The following is a 16,345-nucleotide window of genomic DNA, read 5'->3' on the forward strand; positions in this document are numbered from 1 at the left end:
ATGTGCAGGTGGACCGAAGGGCAGGGAGCCGGGAAAGCTCTGGCGGGAAGCAGTCTGATCGCATAGCACATGCTCCGGGCAGACGGAGAAGGGCGGGGCATGCAGGCAGACGCGGCGCGGGATCAGCGGGCGATGGCCAACAGGGTAGTCATCCTGCTGGCGCTGGCGATCTTCATCAATGCGCTCGACCGGGGAAATTTCTCCACCGCTGCGCCGCTGATCAAGGGCGATCTCGGCCTGACCAACGGCGAGATGGGCGTGCTGATCTCGGCATTCTTCTGGACCTATGTTCCGGGGATGGCGGCATCGGGCTGGCTGGTGGAGCGCTGGGGCGCTTACCGCGTGCTGGCGGCGGGGCTGGCAGTTTGGTCGCTCGCCACGATCCTCACCGGTTTCGCGGGCGGCTTCGTCTCGCTGCTGGTGCTGCGCGTGGTGCTGGGCCTGAGTGAAAGCTGCGCCTTTCCGGCGAGTTCAAAGCTGCTGGCGATGTATATTCCGCCCGAACGGCTGGCCACAGCGAACGCATGGAACGGCGTGGGGCTGATGATGGGCAATGGCGTGGGCATCCTGGTCGGCGGGTTGCTGATGGCCTGGCTTGGCTGGCATGCGCTGTTTTTCGTCTTCGGCACCCTGTCGTTGTTGTGGCTGGTGCCTTGGCTGCGGGTGCGGAGGCCGCAGCCGCTGCCGCACGCTGATCCGGACACGCCCGACACTGCACCGCCTTTTGCCGAGATGCTGGTGCGGCGCGAGATGTGGGGGGCGATGCTAGGGCACTTCTTCTCCAACTACGCCTACTTCCTGGTGCTGTCGTGGCTGCCGCTGTTTCTGGTGCGCCAGCATGGCTATTCGATTGTGACGATGGCCTGGCTGGGCGGCGCGGTTTACGTGATCGCCTCGCTGTCAGGGCTGGTCTTCGGCAGGATGGCAGACCGGCTGGTGGCGGGCGGCACCGATCCGGGCAAGGTGCGACGGTTCTTCGTTCAGGCGTCGATGGTGGTGGCCGTGCTGTGCATGCTGGCCTGTGCCACCGGCGTGCCCGAACTCGCGATTGCCGGCTTGCTGGCTTACGGATTGAGCAACGGGCTCGGCTATTTCTCGATCATGTCGGTCGGCCAGACCCTCGCCGGACCGCGCGCTGCCGGCAAGTGGATGGGGCTGCAGAACGGCTTTGCGGGGCTTGCCGGGATGATCAGCCCGGTCGTCACCGGCTTCTCGATCGATGCGACCGGCGATTACCGCATTGCCTTCCTGATCGCGGCGGGGCTGGCCGTGGCGGGCATGGCCGCATGGGGCGTGATCATCCCGCGCATCGCTCCTGTGGCGTGGAAGCGGCCTGCGGCGAGTAGATAACACGAAGGCCAAGAACCTTTACTCTGCTCATGCGTTCTTCCCTGCACAGGCGGCGCTGCGTTCGGTTCCTCATGCGGCGTCGCCAACCCTTGAAGGAGTACGCAGAATGAAGAAACTGACTGCCGCCATCGCCGCCATGGTGCTCGCCGCATCGGGCGCTGCCTCTGCCGATCCTCCTGCCATGCGCGGCGGGACACACGCTGGCGCCCATGCCAACGTTCACGCCAACCCGAACGCCGGCGCCGTGCTTCACAGCCCGGTTCGCAATGCCAACGGCTATAACCACGTGACCACTCGCGTTCAGCCGGCCAAGGCGCACAAGGGCTGGAGCAAGGGCAAGCACAAGGGCTGGACCCAGCGCTGCGGCTATCGCTGGAAGGACGGCCGCCGCTATCACTCATGCTGGCGCGTTCGCCGCTAACCGGCCATCCATCTCGATAGATGGCGGTCCCTGATCGGGGACTGACCGGGTCGCGCGGGCCGGGAGGCGGGCACAGGGCTCGCCTTCCGGCTCCGCTCGTTTCTTCGGCCACTTTCACACCGGCTATCCCCAAACCTTATCGCCGTAGCGCCGGAACCGCGGTTGCAATCATGTCCCGGGCCGTTAAGGGCGCAGGAACCGGTCCGGCTTCGCGCTTCGCGGCATCAAAGGGGCCAGCAGGGGAACAGGCCATGAAGATACTCACCGGCAACTCCAATCTGCCGCTCGCCCGCGCGATTGCCGACTATCTGGAATTGCCGTTGACCGACGCCTCGGTCCGCCGCTTCGCCGACGAGGAAGTCTTCGTCGAGATTCACGAGAACGTCCGCGGCGAGGATGTCTTCGTCGTCCAGTCGACCTCCTATCCGTGCAACGACAACCTGATGGAACTGCTTATCTGCATCGATGCGCTGCGCCGGGCCTCGGCCGCGCGCATCACTGCCGTCACGCCATACTTCGGCTATGCCCGGCAAGACCGGAAGCCCGGCCCGCGCACGCCGATCTCGGCCAAACTGGTCGCCAACCTGATCACCGAAGCCGGCGCCGACCGCGTGCTGGCGGTGGACCTCCACGCTGGACAGATCCAGGGCTTCTTCGATATCCCGACCGACAATCTCTCCGCCGCGCCGGTCATGGCGGCGGACATTCAGGAGCGCTACGACAGCCAGTCGCTGATGGTCGTATCGCCCGATGTCGGCGGCGTGGTCCGCGCCCGCGCGCTGGCCAAGCGGCTGGGTGAGAACGTGCCGCTGTCCATCGTCGACAAGCGCCGCGACAAGCCCGGCTCGTCCGAAGTTATGAACATCATCGGCGATGTCCGCGGCCGCGCCTGCATCCTGATCGATGACATCATCGATTCGGGCGGCACCCTGTGCAACGCCGCCGCCGCGCTGATGGAAGCCGGCGCGGCCAGCGTCACCGCTTACCTCACGCACGGCGTGCTGTCGGGCAAGGCGGTTGAACGGGTGAACAATTCGGCGCTCAAGGAACTGGTGATCACCGATTCGATCCAACCGACCGAAGCGACACTGGCATCCGACCGCATCCGCGTGCTCAGCATCGCACCTCTGGTGGGTGAAGCCATCCGGCGGATTGCCGACGAAAGCTCGGTCTCCAGCCTGTTCGATTGACCGGGCAACCGGGCAGCTAACACCGCCGAAGTCACGCTTGCAGGAAATGCAAGTTGATGAAACACCTCCGCAACGCAGCTGTGAAAATTCTCCTAGGGAAACCCCGGATACACAAAAGCCGCGCTGGGGGCGCGGCCGGGGGGAACAGGACAAGGTCAAAGAGCGCACCCGCAAGGCGGGCAGTGCGCATTGTGGCAAATTGCCGCGGTGTAGGACAGCCCGCTTGTCTCACGCTGAGGACGATCCGATCAAGGCTTTCGGGCACTTGCTCCAGCCTGCGCCCTCGTCCTTCCCGCGCAATTCCGCTCGCTTGTCATTCCCGCGCAGGCGGGAACCCATCTCCGGCGCTGGGTATCCATGCGATGTTGCCATGGTGGGTCAGCGTGGGAGATGGGTCCCCGCCTGCGCGGGAATGACGAAGGTGGGGGGGAGAGCGGCTACCGCCCCCCGCCTGCGCGGGGGCGCGAGTCTCACGTCACTCCCAAGGCCGCGCAGCGCCCGGTTCGAGCCGGTGGATCGCTTCCAGCCGGCGCGCCTGCCGGTTTTCCAGCGTTAGCGTCATCAGCGGCAGGGGGCGCTGGACGAACTGGCGCGGGCTCATGCCGAACAGCTTGGTGAAATCGCGGATCAGGTGGCTCTGGTCGTAATAGCGCAGCATGATTTGCTCGGCCTCTTCGTGGTCAGCCACGCCGCGCAGGTGAGCGGCCATGTCGAGCGCGCGGGCGCGGCGCATGACCTGCTTGGGGCTCATCCCGAAATCACGCCGGACAATGCGTTCCAGCTGGCGCAGACCAATGCCGCAGTCCTTGGCAAAGTCTTCAATCCGGGCGTTGGGATCGCGGTAGGACAGCACCTCGAAGCGCGAGGTGATCGGATCGGGGAAGCCCAGCTTGCGCCGCGCCACCTCTGCCCGGAGCACCGCTTCGATCACCAGCAGCCAGTCTTCCGCATCGCCATCCGGGTCGATCTGGTTGAGGATCGCCGTGCCCGGCAGGCCAACATCATCAAGGTGGAACAGCCGGTCGATGATGTTGGTCGTACTGGCCCAGCCCATCGCTGCCCCGGTGCCGGGCCGCACGGCAAAACCGATCGAGATGAAGCTGCCGGTGACGCTGATCGGCATGGCTTTCATCTGCGGGCCGAACAGCAACGCCGATTTGCCCATTTCCATCACGCCGTTGCCGGTGACGGCCGTCCACTGCCCGGACAGCTGGATGCGGATCACCGCAACGTCGTTAAGCAGGCTGCAATCGAGGCGGTAATCGGGCGGCAGATCGACCGCAGTAACATAGAGCCGTCCGATCCACGGCGCGAGATCACAGGCCGGGGCGCGGTTGTACGACATCGGCTGGCCAAGGCGGGTTACCCCCTGCCGCGGAGTCAGCGCTGCATCGATCGCCGGAATGGCCTGTTTATGCATACCCCAGTTGCGTCCCGTTTTGCCCCGGTCCGACGTCGCTCGCGCCGGCATGTCTAGAATTGCATCGATTTACAGATTTCTCAAAGGGCAAACTTGGCAATTTGCGCCAAACCTGTTGCATCTTGACCGCTTGCCCACCTAGCGGGCAGGAGGCTGTGCAATGAACCTTGAGCCAGACATTGCCCTTGCCCTTCGCCTCGCCGATGCGGCGCGCGAAGCCATCCTTCCCTGGTTCCGCGCCGACATGCAGAGCGAGCGAAAAGGGGACTCCACCCCCGTCACCGAGGCGGACCGCGCCGCTGAAGAGGCGATGCGGCGCATCCTCAAGGCCGAAGCCGGGCGCGATGCCGTGCACGGCGAAGAATTCGGCGCGTCGCCGGGATCGACCGGGCGCACCTGGGTGCTTGATCCGATCGACGGCACGGCGGGCTTTCTGGCGGGTCGCGCAATGTTCGGCACATTGATTGCGCTGGTGGTCGAAGGCTGGCCGGTGCTGGGCGTGATCGACCAGCCGGTGATGAAGGAGCGCTGGCTGGGTGTCAGCGGGCGGCCGACCACGCTTAACGGCAATCCGGTGCGCACGCGGGCCTGTCGCAGTCTGGCCGATGCGACGCTGGCGACCACCGGGCCGCACTATTTCGACGATCACGAAGGCGGGCACTTCATGGCGCTGGCCGCCAAGACCGACCATCGCCGCATGGTGATGGGCGGCGATTGCTACAATTACGCCATGCTCGCCTCGGGCCACCTCGACATTGTCTGTGAAGCGGGACTGAAGCTGCATGACTATGCCGCGCTGGTGCCGGTGGTTGAAGGTGCGGGTGGCACGATGTGCGACTGGAACGGCGATCCGCTCCACGCCGGATCGACCGGCCACGTGCTGGCGCTTGGCGATCCAGCGCGGGTCGAGGACGTGATCGAGGCGCTGGCCTGCGCGCACTGAGCGACTGACGCGAAAATTTTCAGGAGAGAGAATGCCATGACCCTATCGTTGTATCAGGCCACTGTGCCGTCGTTCCTGCAGATCCTCGGGCCGCTGGCTGGCCTTGTCGAAAAGGCGCGCGAGCACTGCAAGGTGCAAGGGTCTGCTGAGGCGGAGCTGTGTGACAGCCGGCTGGCGGCAGACATGTGGCCCTTTGCCAAGCAGGTCATGGCGGCGATCCAGCATTCCGCCGGCGCCATCGCGGGAGTGAAGAAAGGGGAGACCGGACCGGATATGACGCCGGCGCCGACCAGTCTGGATGCCCTTGCCAGTGCCCTTGCCGATGCGATTGCCGCGCTGAAGGCGGTGACGCCGGAAGACGTGAACGGTATCGCGGCCAACGACACAGCATTCGTTTTCGGCGAGCGGCGGATGCCGTTCACCGTGGAGGACTACCTGCTGTCCTTCGCGCTGCCCAACTTCTACTTCCACGCTTCCATGGCCTACGCCGTCCTGCGCGGTCAGGGTGTGGCGATTGGCAAGATGGACTGGCTGGGCGCGATCCGTCTCAAACCCTGAACCGTTGGCGGTAAAGGCGGAACCTTACCGCGAAGCGGCGGTTGAAGCCCGTGCAACGGCCACTTCGGCCTATCGCACTCGGAGATATCGAAATGGGCAAGCTGGTCGACAAGGTCAAAGGTAACGTCAATGAAGCCGCTGGCAAAATCAAGCAGCACAGCGACAATCCAGCCACCCGCAAGGAAGGCGAACAACAGGAGCTGAAAGGCAAGGGCCAGCAGATCAAGGGCGAGATCAAGGGTGCGCTTGGCGACGATATCTGAAGTTCCGATCCGCTCGCCAAGGTGAGCGGATCGCACTTTCGGGGTGCGGTACGCGCCGCGGGTCCAGACTCTGGCTTGCCATTCTGCGCGTTTGTCTCTAACCGCGCCCCCTTCATCGACACGGATTCGATGACTCGCCTGGCTGTAAGGGCTGCCAGGGCGAGTCGGACGTGTTTTCGAACAGGAGACCAAAATGCCCAAAATGAAGACCAAGAGCGGCGTCAAGAAGCGCTTTCGGCTTACTGCTACCGGCAAGATCAAGCACGGAGCAGTTGGCAAGCGCCACCGTTTGATGAGCCACAATGCCAAGTACATCCGCCAGCACCGTCGTACCGACACGATTTCCGACGCTGATGCGAAGGTAATCAAGAAGTGGGCGCCCTACGGGCTTAGCTGAGGAGTTCTGAACTATGGCACGTGTCAAAAGGGGTGTTACCACCCGCGCCAAGCATAAGCGTCTTCTTGAACAGGCAGCGGGCTACCGCGGCCGTCGCAAGAATACCATCCGCGTTGCGCGTCAGGCAGTCGAAAAGGCTGGCCAGTACGCTTACCGCGATCGCAAGGTTAAGAAGCGGTCCTTCCGCGCCCTGTGGATCCAGCGCATCAACGCTGCGGTCCGCGCCGAAGGCCTGACCTATTCGCAGTTCATCCACGGCACCAAGCTGGCTGGCATCGAACTCGACCGCAAGACCATGGCCGATCTGGCGATGAACGAAGCGGGCGTGTTCACTGCCGTGATCGCTCAGGCGAAGGCTGCCCTGCCGGCCTGAAATGGCTGATTGCCGCAAGGCATGTAAAAAGGCGCGGAAAAGGCTTCGGCTTTTTCCGCGCCTTTTTCGTTGCTTGCCCCCCGGCTGCGATTGCCCGCGGTGAAACAATTGGGCAAGGAGACTGTACAGAACCGGGGGTAACCGACAGGTGTCGCATAGTGGCGGAGTAACGGCCTTTTTCTTTCGGCCACCCGAAGAACTGCGCCGCTATTTCACGACCTTCTATTGTGTCGAGTTTTCCGCAGACGAAGTCAGCGACCATTTCGACTACCTCCACCCCGAATGGGCCAATATGCGCATCGTCAATGGCGGCAAGCTGGTGGCGGAAAACCGCTCCGGCACCCAGGTCGGCGAAACCGGGTTCTTTTTCACCGGTCCCAGCAGCCAGGCCGTGCGCTTCGGCTTTGACCGCGCCTTCCGCATGTGGGGCATCGGCGTGTTGCCGCTCGGCTGGGCGAAATTCTTCCGCACTGACGCCGCGCTGTGGGCCGATGTTCTGGTTGACGGCCATGACGACGCGGCGCTGACCGAATTCTCCGATCTGGCCAAAGGGCTTTTCCGCGGCCCCGCCGACCACGAAGCCGAACTGGAACGGATCTGCGCCTTCTTCCTCGATCGCCAGCACCTGCCCGTGGTAGACGAAGCGCGCATCCTTGCCATTCACTCGGCCTTGGTCGACCCGGAAGTCGATAGCGTCGCCGCGCTCGTCGAGCGGGCCGGGATCAGCCAACGGACGCTTATCCGCGTCTGTCAGCGCGCCTTCGGATTTTCGCCCAAGTTGCTGCTGCGCCGGCAGCGGTTCCTGCGCAGCCTGGCCAAATATGTCCTCGATCCCAGCCTGAAATGGATCGGCGCGCTCGATAGCCAGTACCACGATCAGGCTCAGTTCGTGCGTGATTTCAAACAGTTCATGGGCATGTCGCCGCGCCAGTACGGCCTGCTCGACAAGCCGATCCTGACCGCCGTGATGCGCGAACGCGCGCGCTTTGCCGGCAAGGCGGTGCAGGGGCTGGATACGCCGGCCGGCGGCGGCAGCTGAAACGCGCATTCCGGCAGGCTGCTCCCGCCACCGCGCAGGTTGCTCCACGCCGCCCATCCCTCTAAAGGGCCGCGTTCAACCAGTTTCAGCAGGACGCAATCCCCGTGGACCACGCAAGTACAGGACAGAAAGCGCTCGCTCGCATCGACGCGGCCAGTGATCTCGATTCCGTGGAGAAACTGCGGGTTGAATTTCTCGGCAAGCAGGGCTCGATTTCCGGCCTGCTCAAGACACTCGGCGCGATGTCGCCTGAGGAACGCCAGGTCGAAGGGCCGAAGATCCACGCGCTGCGCGAAAGCGTGACGGCGGCGCTGGGTGCCCGCAAGGAGGCGCTCGAAGGCGCGGCGCTCGAAGCGCGGCTGGCCGCCGAGCGCATCGACCTGTCGCTCCCCGCCCCGCAGACCCCGCGCGGGTCGGTCCACCCGGTCAGCCAGGTGATGGACGAACTGGCGGAAATCTTCGCCGACATGGGCTTCGCCGTCGCCACCGGGCCGGAGATCGAGGACGACTGGCACAATTTCACCGCGCTCAACATGCCGGAAACCCATCCGGCGCGGGCGATGCATGACACCTTCTACTTCCCGGACAAGGACGCCGAAGGCCGCGAGATGCTGCTGCGCACGCATACCTCGCCAGTGCAGATCCGCTCGATGCTGAAGCAGGGCGCGCCGCTGCTCATCATCGCCCCGGGCCGCGTCTACCGCTCGGACTCGGACGCGACGCACACGCCGATGTTCCATCAGGTCGAAGGTCTGGTGATCGACAAGGGCATCCACCTCGGCCACCTGAAATGGACGCTGGAAACCTTCCTCAAGGCCTTCTTCGAGCGCGAGGATATCGTCCTGCGCCTGCGTCCCTCCTACTTCCCCTTCACCGAGCCTTCGGTGGAAGTCGACGTCGGCTTTGCCATCGAAAACGGTCGCCGCGTGCTGGGCGGATCGGGCGATGCGCCCGGCCACGGCTGGATGGAGCTGCTCGGCAGCGGCATGGTCAACCGCAAGGTCATCGAATTCGGCGGGCTCGATCCCGACGAGTGGCAGGGCTTCGCTTTCGGTGTCGGCGTCGACCGGCTCGCCATGCTGAAATACGGCATGGACGACCTGCGCGCCTTCTTCGATGGCGATGTGCGCTGGCTGCAGCACTATGGTTTCGGCGCGCTCGATGTGCCGACATTGTCTGGCGGAGTGGGGACACCAGCATGAAGTTCTCGCTCTCCTGGCTCAAGTCCTACCTTGAAACCGATGCTTCGGTCGAAGCCATTTCGGCGGCGCTCAATGCCGTCGGCATCGAAGTCGAAGGCATCGAAAACCCTGCGGAAAAGCTCGCCGGCTTCCGCGTGGCCAAGGTCCTCACCGCCGAGAAGCACCCGCAGGCGGACAAGCTGCAAGTGCTGACCGTCGACACCGGAAACGGCGCCGCGCCGCTCACCGTAGTCTGCGGCGCACCCAATGCCCGCGCCGGTCTAGTCGGCGTGCTCGGCCTGCCGGGCGCGACGGTGCCGGCCAATGGCATGGTGCTCAAGGTCGCCGCCGTGCGCGGGGTCGAGAGCAACGGCATGATGTGCTCGACCCGCGAACTGGAACTCGGCGACGATCATGACGGCATCATCGAGCTTCCCGCCGATGCGCCCATCGGCACGCCCTTTGCCGATTACCACGGCGCCGATCCGGTGTTCGACGTGGCGATCACGCCAAACCGCCCGGACTGCATGGGCGTCTACGGCATCGCGCGCGATCTGGCTGCGGCCGGTCTCGGCACGCTGAAGCCGATCGAGACGATCGACGTGGCGGGCACATTCCCCTGCCCGGTGGAGATCCGCACTGACGATCCGGCGGGCTGCCCCGCTTTCTATGGCCGCGTCATCAAGGGCGTGAAGAACGGCCCGAGCCCGCAGTGGTTGCAGGACCGGCTCAAGAGCGCGGGCCAACGCCCGATCTCGGCGTTGGTCGATGCGACCAATTACCTGATGCTCGCCTATGGCCGCCCGGCCCATGCCTATGATCTGGCGAACCTCACCGGCGCGGTCGTGGCGCGCAAGGCGACAGATGACGAAACGGTCGTCGCGCTGAACGAGAAGACCTACACGCTCGACGCCAGCATGACCGTGATCGCCGATGACTCTGGCGTCCACGACATCGCCGGGATCATGGGCGGCGAACATTCAGGCTGCTCGGAGACAACCAGCGACGTTCTGCTGGAGATCGCCTATTTCGATCCGGCGCACATCGCCGCGACCGGGCGAAAGCTCAACCTCACTTCAGATGCGCGCCAGCGGTTCGAGCGCGGGGTCGATCCACAGTTCCTCGAAACCGGGCTGCAGCACCTGACCAAGCTGATCCAGACGCTGTGCGGCGGCGAGGCGAGCGAGGTGATCCGCGCTGGCTCGCCGCCTTCGGGCGCGAAAGCCGTGGCTTACGATCCCTCGCTCTGCGCGACGCTGGGCGGGGTGCCGATTGCCGATGAACGGCAGGCGAGCATTCTTACGTCCCTTGGCTTTTCAATCGTTCGTCACCCCCGCGAAGGCGGGGGCCCATCTCCCAGGCTTACCCAGGATGAAACGTCGGAGATGGATTCCCGCCTTCGCGGGAATGACGAAGAGAATTATGTGTGGACCGTCACCACCCCCGGCTGGCGGTGCGACGTAGCCGGCGCGCCTGACATCGTCGAGGAAGTCGTGCGCATCCACGGCCTGGATAACATCGCCTCCGCCCCCTTGGCGCGCACCGATGGCGTGGCCCGTCCAACCGCCACGCCGGCCCAGAAGCTCGAACGCCGCCTGCGCCGCGCCGCTGTTGCGCGCGGGTTGAACGAGGCGGTGACATGGTCGTTCCTGCCGCCTGCCGAAGCGGAGCACTTCGCCGAGGGCGAGCTGTGGACGCTCGCCAACCCGATCAGCGAAGACATGAAGGCCATGCGCCCGTCACTGCTGCCCGGACTGCTTTCCGCCGCGCGCCGCAATGTCGCTCGCGGCGCAGACAGCCTGCGCCTGTTCGAAATCGGTCGCCGCTATCTGCGCGGTGACAGCGGCCACAGCGACGAGCGCCTGTCGCTCGCCGTGGTGCTGGTCGGCGACAAGTCCCCGCGCGGCTGGGCCAGTGGCAAGGCCGCACCGTTCGACGCTTTCGATGCCAAGGCCGAAGCGCTCGCCCTGCTTGCCGAAGCGGGTGCACCAGTCGACAACCTGCAGCTTATGGGAGAGGCAGGCGCCCAGTTCCACCCCGGCCAGTCGGCCACGCTGCGGCTTGGGCCAAAGAATGTGCTGGCCCGCTTCGGCATGATCCATCCGGTCACTGCCAAGGCCTTCGACATCGATGGGCCGGTGGCCATGGTCGAACTGTTCCTCGATGCCATCCCCGGCAAGAAGGGCGCCGCCACTTTCGCCCGCGCGCACTATGCGCCCCCGGCACTGCAGGCAGTGACGCGCGACTTTGCGTTCCTTGTCGGTGCTGATGTGCCGGCAGGCGATCTCGTCCGCATGGTCAAGGGCGCGGACAAGGCGAACATCGTCGCCGCGCGCCTGTTCGATGATTTCCGCGGGGCTGGCGTGCCGGAAGGGCAGAAATCGCTGGCCATCGAAGTCACGCTGCAGCCGGGCGAGAAGAGCTACACTGAAGAGGACTTTCTTGCGATTCAGCAGCGAGTGTTCGACGCAGCCAAAAAGATTGGCGCTGTGTTGCGGACGACAGGCAAAATGAACGGTACGGAAGAACCTGATACCGCCCAAGGCAACGGAGTTATTGTCTAGTCCCGTCATCCTGAACTTGTTTCAGGATCCATCGCGCCTCCGGGCCCGGATCGTGCATTGAAGAGCTGACCTCACCGTTTCGTTTCCCGCAGTGCTCCGGGGCAAAAGGCCAAATGGATCCTGAAACAAGTTCAGGATGACGAGAATTGAAGGAAGTGTGTTTTCAGATGTCAGATTGGCTGAACTATAGGCCCCTTCTTACCGCCATCGGCGCGGTGCTGCGCGGATGAAGACCGCGCTGGTCACGGGTGCAAGCGCCGGGATCGGAGAGGCCTGCGCGCGCGGGCTGATCGCGACCGGCTGGCGTGTGGTCGGCACCGGGCGCAATGCCGCGCGGCTGGATGAACTGGCGCGCGAACTGGGCGAGGTTTTCGTCCCTGCCGTGTTTGACGTTCGCGATGAAGCGGCGCGTGATGCGGCGCTGGCCGCGTTGCAGATCGAGGGCTTCGACTTGCTGGTCAACAATGCCGGCCTCGCGCTTGGCACCGGGCCAGCGCAGGCGAGCGATTTGGGCCAGTGGAAGACCATGATCGACACCAATGTCACCGCTCTGGTTTCGATCACCCACAAACTGCTGCCCGGCCTGATCGAACGGCGCGGTGCAGTGATCAATCTTTCGTCCGTGGCGGCGACCTATCCCTACACCGGCGGCAACGTCTATGGCGGGACCAAGGCCTTCGTCCGCCAGTTCTCGCTCGGGCTGCGGTCTGACCTTGCCGGGACCGGGGTGCGCGTCACCTCGATCGAGCCGGGCATGGTCGAAACCGGCTTCACCATGGTCCGCAACGGCGGCGACCGCGCAGCGCACGACGCGCTTTATGGCGGGGCCGATCCTTTGACCGGCGACGACATTGCCGAAAGCGTGGTGTGGATCGCCAACCTGCCGCCGCACTACAATATCAACACGATCGAGATGATGCCGGTAAGCCAGAGCTTCGCCGGCTTCCAGGTCGCCCGTAACTCCTGAAGAACTGTTCCAAACGTGTCCAATCGCCGCACCTTTGCCATCGTCTCGCACCCTGACGCGGGCAAGACCACGCTGACTGAAAAGCTGCTGCTGCAGGGGGGCGCGATCCACCTTGCCGGACAGGTGAAGGCACGCGGCGCGGCGCGCCGGGCGCGGTCGGACTGGATGAAGATTGAGCAGCAGCGCGGCATTTCGGTGACCTCCTCGGTCATGACCTTCGAGCGTGACGGGATCACCTTCAACCTGCTCGATACGCCGGGGCACGAGGACTTTTCCGAAGACACCTACCGCACGCTGACTGCCGTCGATTCCGCGATCATGGTGATCGACGCCGCGAAAGGCATCGAGCCGCAGACCCGCAAGCTGTTCGAGGTCTGCCGCCTGCGATCGGTGCCGATCATCACCTTCGTCAACAAGGTTGACCGTGAAGGGCGCTCGCCGTTCGACACGCTCGATGAAGTGGCCGATGCGCTGGCGCTCGATGTTTGCCCGATGGCCTGGCCGGTCGGGCTGGGCGGCGAGTTTCAGGGCGTGCTCGATTTTGCCACGGGCGAGATTGCCCGGCCCGAAGGTGACAGCCGCGAATTTCTTGGGCTACGCGACAAGGAGCCGCTGCCGGCGAACATCGCTGATGAGGTCGAACTGGCGCAGGGTGGCTATCCCTCGTTCGATCTTGAAGCCTATCAGAACGGCGACCTGACACCGGTCTATTTCGGATCGGCGCTCAAGAACTTCGGCGTGGCCGAACTGATCAACGCCATCGCCGCGTTCGCCCCGCCGCCGCGCCCGCAGCCCAGCAGCGCCGGGACCATCGATCCTTCGAACAAGGAAGTCACCGGCTTCATTTTCAAGGTGCAGGCCAACATGGACCCGATGCACCGTGACCGCATCGCCTTCATGCGGCTGGTCTCCGGCACCTTCAAACGCGGCATGAAGCTCACCCCATCGGGCAGTGGCAAGCCCGTGGCGATCCATTCGCCGATCCTGTTCTTTGCGCAGGACCGCGAAATTGCCGACACCGCAGAACCGGGCGACATCATCGGCATCCCCAACCACGGCACGCTGCGGGTGGGCGATACGCTGTCGGAAACCAACAAGGTGCGCTTCACCGGCCTGCCCAACTTCGCGCCTGAAATCCTGCGCCGGGTGCAGCTCAAAGACCCGACCAAGACCAAGCAGCTGAGGAAGGCGCTCGACGATCTGTCCGAAGAGGGCGTGATTCAGGTGTTCTACCCCGAGATCGGCGCGCAGTGGATCGTCGGCGTGGTCGGCCAGTTGCAGCTCGAAGTGCTGATCTCGCGGCTGGAAGCGGAATACAAGGTTGAGGCCATGCTTGAGGCTTCACCCTTCGATACCGCGCGCTGGGTCAAGGGGGCGGAAGCGGCGCTGAAGACCTTCGCCGATTTCAACATGTCGAACCTGGCCAAGGACCGCGACGGCGATCCGGTGTTCCTCGCGCGGTCGGCGTGGGATGTCAGCTACCAGCAGGAAAAGAACCCGGATCTGGTGTTCAGCGCTACCAAGGAGCGTTAAGAGACCTACAGCCGCCGCCCTTTAGTCGTCATCCTGAACTTGTTTCAGGATCCATTTGGCCTTGCGCGCAGATGGAGCGGCAAAAGGCGCAACGGCTCGGTCAGCTTACTTCCGCGCGCTCCGGGCCTTGAGGCGCGATGGATCCTGAAACGAGTTCAGGATGACGGACCGATTGAGGTTCCGAGCGTTTCGTCGGTCTACTGCACCACCAGAAAATACCGCGCATCGCCGGCGCCGCGGTTCATCACTTCGATGGTGTAGCGCTGGGTGAACAGCGGCACCCATTTGCACAGCCCGCCGCGCCCGCTTTCATCGGTGCAGATCGGCTTTGCCTGCGGATCGAGCACGCGCAGGGCCAGCTTGTCGCCTGTCGGGGCAGACAGGGCGATGGTCGCGCCGGTGCCTGACAGGAACAGCTGGCTGAAGCTTTCGCGCCCGCCGACGCCCAGCTTGCCGCTGCGATAGCCCGGGCCGAGCGGCCGACCGCGATAGGGCGAGGTGGCCTCCCCGCGCGCGGCATCGCGCCATGCCGGCAGGGGGTCGCTGGGCGAGGCTTCGAGCGGGTGCGATCCTGACCCGTCGATCATCTGCACGGCCTTGGCCAGCGTCTTCGTGTCGCCGCGCCCTTCGGCATCGGCGGCATCAGCCAGCGCATTGGCGAGGCGGACAGCGACAATCTGTTCGCCCGCGGCGGCTTCGGACGATCCGACCGCCGGGGCCGATGCGCAGGCGCTGGCGGTGAGCATGGCGGCGAGCGAGAGGGCGTGCATTCGGTTCATGACTTGGTCTCCGGAGCAACGACAAAGGACGCGCCCTTGGGGCTGGGCACGAGGTTGAGGGTCAGGCGGTGGCGCTCGGCAATGGCGCGGGCAAGCGCAAGGCCAAGGCCGGCGCTGTGGCGGCGACCGGGTTCGCCAGCCTGGATATTCGAGCGGCCACGGCGGAAGCGGTCGAAGATGTGCTCGCGCTCATCCTCGGGCACGCCGGGGCCATTGTCCGACACCGAAAGCGTCGGCCCCTGTTCGAGCGACAGGCGCACGGTGCCGCCGGCGGGCACATACTTGAATGCGTTGTCGAGCAGGTTGGTGATCAGCCGGGTCAGCTGCATCTCCTCGCCTTGGCAGGTGATCCCCGGCATGATCGAGCGGGTGAACACGTGGCCGCTGTCTTCGGCGCTGTCGGCGTAAAGCTCGCCGATGCGGTTCACCAGCTGGCTGAGATTGACGGGTGAAAGGCCCAGCCGGTCGCCCTTGCGCGCCTCGCTGGTGGCAATGTCGAGCAACGATTCGAGCAGGGCAATCACATGGCGGATCTCGGCCCGGGCATCGCTCAGCAGGCGGCGGTCGTCCTCGTCCTGCGCCTTCGCCAGCGCCTTCACCAGCCGGTTGTCGAGGTGCATCAGCGGCGTGCGCAGTTCGTGCGCGACCTGATCGGTGGTCTCGCGGTGCGCGCCGACCATGCGCCGCAGGTGCGCGAGTGCCTCGGAGGTATGGCGGGTCAGTTCGCCGATTTCGTCAGGCTCGGCGCTGCCTTCTTCCAGGGCCTCGAGGCTGGGCTGGTCAGGCTCGCGGAAGGCGCGGTTGATCCGCCCGACGCGCCGCGCCAGCCGGTTGGCGCGCCAGCGGCCGAGCAGGCCTACGACGGCTGCGGCCAGTCCTCCGGCGGCAAGGAAGGCCCAGCTGATCCGGCGGGCGAGCGCGGAATCATAGCCGTATTCGCGCGCAACGAGCAGCTTGAGATCGGGGGCGAGCTGGGTGGCGCGGGCATAGGCCGGGACATTGCCGGACAGCGTGATGTACCCCGCCTCGGACAGCCGCGCGTCCAGTTTTGGCCAGGCGGCAATGTCGCCGGTGATCCGTTGGCCGGCGTTGTTGGCGACGAGATAGTGCGAGGCATTGCCATCGTCGGTGGCGAGCGCCAGCCGGTCCTCGATGCGCTTGGCCAGTTCGCTCTGACCGCCGCTGGCGTGAATGTCGGCCATGCCGGCCAGATCGACATCGACCGCGCGCACCAGCGCCGCGCGGCTCGACCGGTCGAGCGTGGTATAGGTCACCGCCCAGAGCAGCAGGGTCACGCCCACGGACACGAGCATCGCCCAGACCACCAGCCGGGCGAAGATCGAATCGCGGAAGCGGACGTCGCTCAT

Annotated in this window: 16 protein-coding genes; 13 read left to right on the top strand and 3 right to left on the bottom strand. The window is 64.9% G+C overall.

Annotation, left to right across the window (positions count from 1 at the left end; genetic code table 11):
- The first annotated feature begins 132 nt into the window (after nucleotides 1-132).
- The 3 genes from RMO89_RS12915 (at nucleotide 133) to RMO89_RS12925 (ending at nucleotide 2,961) form a co-directional block, all read left to right on the top strand.
- The gene (locus tag RMO89_RS12915; protein ID WP_310533572.1) at nucleotides 133-1,350 is read left to right on the top strand and encodes an MFS transporter; all 1,218 of its coding nucleotides are present in this window, start codon (nucleotides 133-135) and stop codon (nucleotides 1,348-1,350) included.
- A gap of 106 nt (nucleotides 1,351-1,456) precedes the next feature.
- Nucleotides 1,457-1,771 carry a hypothetical protein gene (locus RMO89_RS12920; RefSeq protein WP_310533573.1) on the top strand — a complete coding sequence of 105 codons (315 nt, stop codon included), beginning with the start codon at nucleotides 1,457-1,459 and terminating at the stop codon, nucleotides 1,769-1,771.
- A gap of 251 nt (nucleotides 1,772-2,022) precedes the next feature.
- Nucleotides 2,023-2,961, top strand: coding sequence for a ribose-phosphate pyrophosphokinase (locus RMO89_RS12925; protein WP_310533574.1), 939 nt, complete (start codon nucleotides 2,023-2,025; stop codon nucleotides 2,959-2,961).
- A gap of 475 nt (nucleotides 2,962-3,436) precedes the next feature.
- Here RMO89_RS12925 and RMO89_RS12930 read toward each other — a convergent pair whose 3' ends face one another.
- The gene (locus RMO89_RS12930; RefSeq protein ID WP_310533575.1) at nucleotides 3,437-4,381 is read right to left on the bottom strand and encodes a helix-turn-helix domain-containing protein; all 945 of its coding nucleotides are present in this window, start codon (nucleotides 4,379-4,381) and stop codon (nucleotides 3,437-3,439) included.
- A 160-nt stretch (nucleotides 4,382-4,541) separates the two neighbouring features.
- On the opposite strand from RMO89_RS12930, the gene RMO89_RS12935 reads away from it, so the two are divergent.
- The 10 genes from RMO89_RS12935 (at nucleotide 4,542) to RMO89_RS12980 (ending at nucleotide 14,199) form a co-directional block, all read left to right on the top strand.
- The gene (locus RMO89_RS12935; protein ID WP_310533576.1) at nucleotides 4,542-5,324 is read left to right on the top strand and encodes an inositol monophosphatase family protein; all 783 of its coding nucleotides are present in this window, start codon (nucleotides 4,542-4,544) and stop codon (nucleotides 5,322-5,324) included.
- A gap of 36 nt (nucleotides 5,325-5,360) precedes the next feature.
- Nucleotides 5,361-5,882: a DUF1993 domain-containing protein gene (locus RMO89_RS12940; RefSeq protein WP_310533577.1), complete on the top strand. Its 522-nt coding sequence runs from the start codon at nucleotides 5,361-5,363 to the stop codon at nucleotides 5,880-5,882.
- 92 nt (nucleotides 5,883-5,974) lie between these two features.
- Nucleotides 5,975-6,145, top strand: coding sequence for a CsbD family protein (locus RMO89_RS12945; RefSeq protein ID WP_310533578.1), 171 nt, complete (start codon nucleotides 5,975-5,977; stop codon nucleotides 6,143-6,145).
- Between the two features lie 193 nt (nucleotides 6,146-6,338).
- The gene (gene rpmI, locus RMO89_RS12950; protein WP_310533579.1) at nucleotides 6,339-6,542 is read left to right on the top strand and encodes a 50S ribosomal protein L35; all 204 of its coding nucleotides are present in this window, start codon (nucleotides 6,339-6,341) and stop codon (nucleotides 6,540-6,542) included.
- 13 nt (nucleotides 6,543-6,555) lie between these two features.
- Complete coding sequence (gene rplT / locus RMO89_RS12955) at nucleotides 6,556-6,915, top strand: 50S ribosomal protein L20 (RefSeq protein WP_310533580.1); 360 nt, start codon at nucleotides 6,556-6,558, stop codon at nucleotides 6,913-6,915.
- Nucleotides 6,916-7,063: 148 nt separating this feature from the next.
- Nucleotides 7,064-7,954: a helix-turn-helix domain-containing protein gene (locus RMO89_RS12960; protein ID WP_310533581.1), complete on the top strand. Its 891-nt coding sequence runs from the start codon at nucleotides 7,064-7,066 to the stop codon at nucleotides 7,952-7,954.
- A 104-nt stretch (nucleotides 7,955-8,058) separates the two neighbouring features.
- Complete coding sequence (pheS, locus tag RMO89_RS12965; RefSeq protein ID WP_310533582.1) at nucleotides 8,059-9,156, top strand: phenylalanine--tRNA ligase subunit alpha; 1,098 nt, start codon at nucleotides 8,059-8,061, stop codon at nucleotides 9,154-9,156.
- Nucleotides 9,153-11,699, top strand: a complete 2,547-nt coding sequence (gene pheT / locus RMO89_RS12970) for a phenylalanine--tRNA ligase subunit beta (protein WP_310533583.1) — start codon at nucleotides 9,153-9,155, stop codon at nucleotides 11,697-11,699. The genes pheS and pheT overlap by 4 nt, the downstream gene beginning before the upstream one ends.
- Before the next feature lie 226 nt (nucleotides 11,700-11,925).
- The gene (locus tag RMO89_RS12975; RefSeq protein WP_310533584.1) at nucleotides 11,926-12,666 is read left to right on the top strand and encodes an SDR family NAD(P)-dependent oxidoreductase; all 741 of its coding nucleotides are present in this window, start codon (nucleotides 11,926-11,928) and stop codon (nucleotides 12,664-12,666) included.
- Nucleotides 12,667-12,681: 15 nt separating this feature from the next.
- A complete protein-coding gene (locus RMO89_RS12980) occupies nucleotides 12,682-14,199 on the top strand; it encodes a peptide chain release factor 3 (RefSeq protein ID WP_310533585.1) in 1,518 nt (505 codons plus the stop codon).
- Between the two features lie 197 nt (nucleotides 14,200-14,396).
- On the opposite strand, the gene RMO89_RS12985 is transcribed toward RMO89_RS12980, so the two are convergent.
- Together RMO89_RS12985 and RMO89_RS12990 are read right to left on the bottom strand one after the other, a co-directional pair.
- Nucleotides 14,397-14,978: a hypothetical protein gene (locus tag RMO89_RS12985; RefSeq protein WP_310533586.1), complete on the bottom strand. Its 582-nt coding sequence runs from the start codon at nucleotides 14,976-14,978 to the stop codon at nucleotides 14,397-14,399.
- Nucleotides 14,975-16,345, bottom strand: a complete 1,371-nt coding sequence (locus RMO89_RS12990) for a HAMP domain-containing sensor histidine kinase (protein WP_310533588.1) — start codon at nucleotides 16,343-16,345, stop codon at nucleotides 14,975-14,977. The genes RMO89_RS12985 and RMO89_RS12990 overlap by 4 nt, the downstream gene beginning before the upstream one ends.

Origin of the sequence: Novosphingobium sp., from assembly GCF_031424035.1 — a bacterium.
Lineage (GTDB): Bacteria > Pseudomonadota > Alphaproteobacteria > Sphingomonadales > Sphingomonadaceae > Novosphingobium.

What these genes read in the sequence shown, in the direction of transcription:
- RMO89_RS12915 (WP_310533572.1), top strand. Translation starts at nt 133, where the DNA reads ATGGCCAACAGGGTAGTCATCCTGCTGGCGCTGGCGATCTTCATCAAT.
- RMO89_RS12920 (WP_310533573.1), top strand. Translation starts at nt 1,457, where the DNA reads ATGAAGAAACTGACTGCCGCCATCGCCGCCATGGTGCTCGCCGCATCG.
- RMO89_RS12925 (WP_310533574.1), top strand. Translation starts at nt 2,023, where the DNA reads ATGAAGATACTCACCGGCAACTCCAATCTGCCGCTCGCCCGCGCGATT.
- RMO89_RS12930 (WP_310533575.1), bottom strand. Translation starts at nt 4,381, where the DNA reads ATGCATAAACAGGCCATTCCGGCGATCGATGCAGCGCTGACTCCGCGG.
- RMO89_RS12935 (WP_310533576.1), top strand. Translation starts at nt 4,542, where the DNA reads ATGAACCTTGAGCCAGACATTGCCCTTGCCCTTCGCCTCGCCGATGCG.
- RMO89_RS12940 (WP_310533577.1), top strand. Translation starts at nt 5,361, where the DNA reads ATGACCCTATCGTTGTATCAGGCCACTGTGCCGTCGTTCCTGCAGATC.
- RMO89_RS12945 (WP_310533578.1), top strand. Translation starts at nt 5,975, where the DNA reads ATGGGCAAGCTGGTCGACAAGGTCAAAGGTAACGTCAATGAAGCCGCT.
- rpmI (WP_310533579.1), top strand. Translation starts at nt 6,339, where the DNA reads ATGCCCAAAATGAAGACCAAGAGCGGCGTCAAGAAGCGCTTTCGGCTT.
- rplT (WP_310533580.1), top strand. Translation starts at nt 6,556, where the DNA reads ATGGCACGTGTCAAAAGGGGTGTTACCACCCGCGCCAAGCATAAGCGT.
- pheT (WP_310533583.1), top strand. Translation starts at nt 9,153, where the DNA reads ATGAAGTTCTCGCTCTCCTGGCTCAAGTCCTACCTTGAAACCGATGCT.
- RMO89_RS12975 (WP_310533584.1), top strand. Translation starts at nt 11,926, where the DNA reads ATGAAGACCGCGCTGGTCACGGGTGCAAGCGCCGGGATCGGAGAGGCC.
- RMO89_RS12985 (WP_310533586.1), bottom strand. Translation starts at nt 14,978, where the DNA reads ATGAACCGAATGCACGCCCTCTCGCTCGCCGCCATGCTCACCGCCAGC.
- RMO89_RS12990 (WP_310533588.1), bottom strand. Translation starts at nt 16,345, where the DNA reads ATGAGCGACGTCCGCTTCCGCGATTCGATCTTCGCCCGGCTGGTGGTC.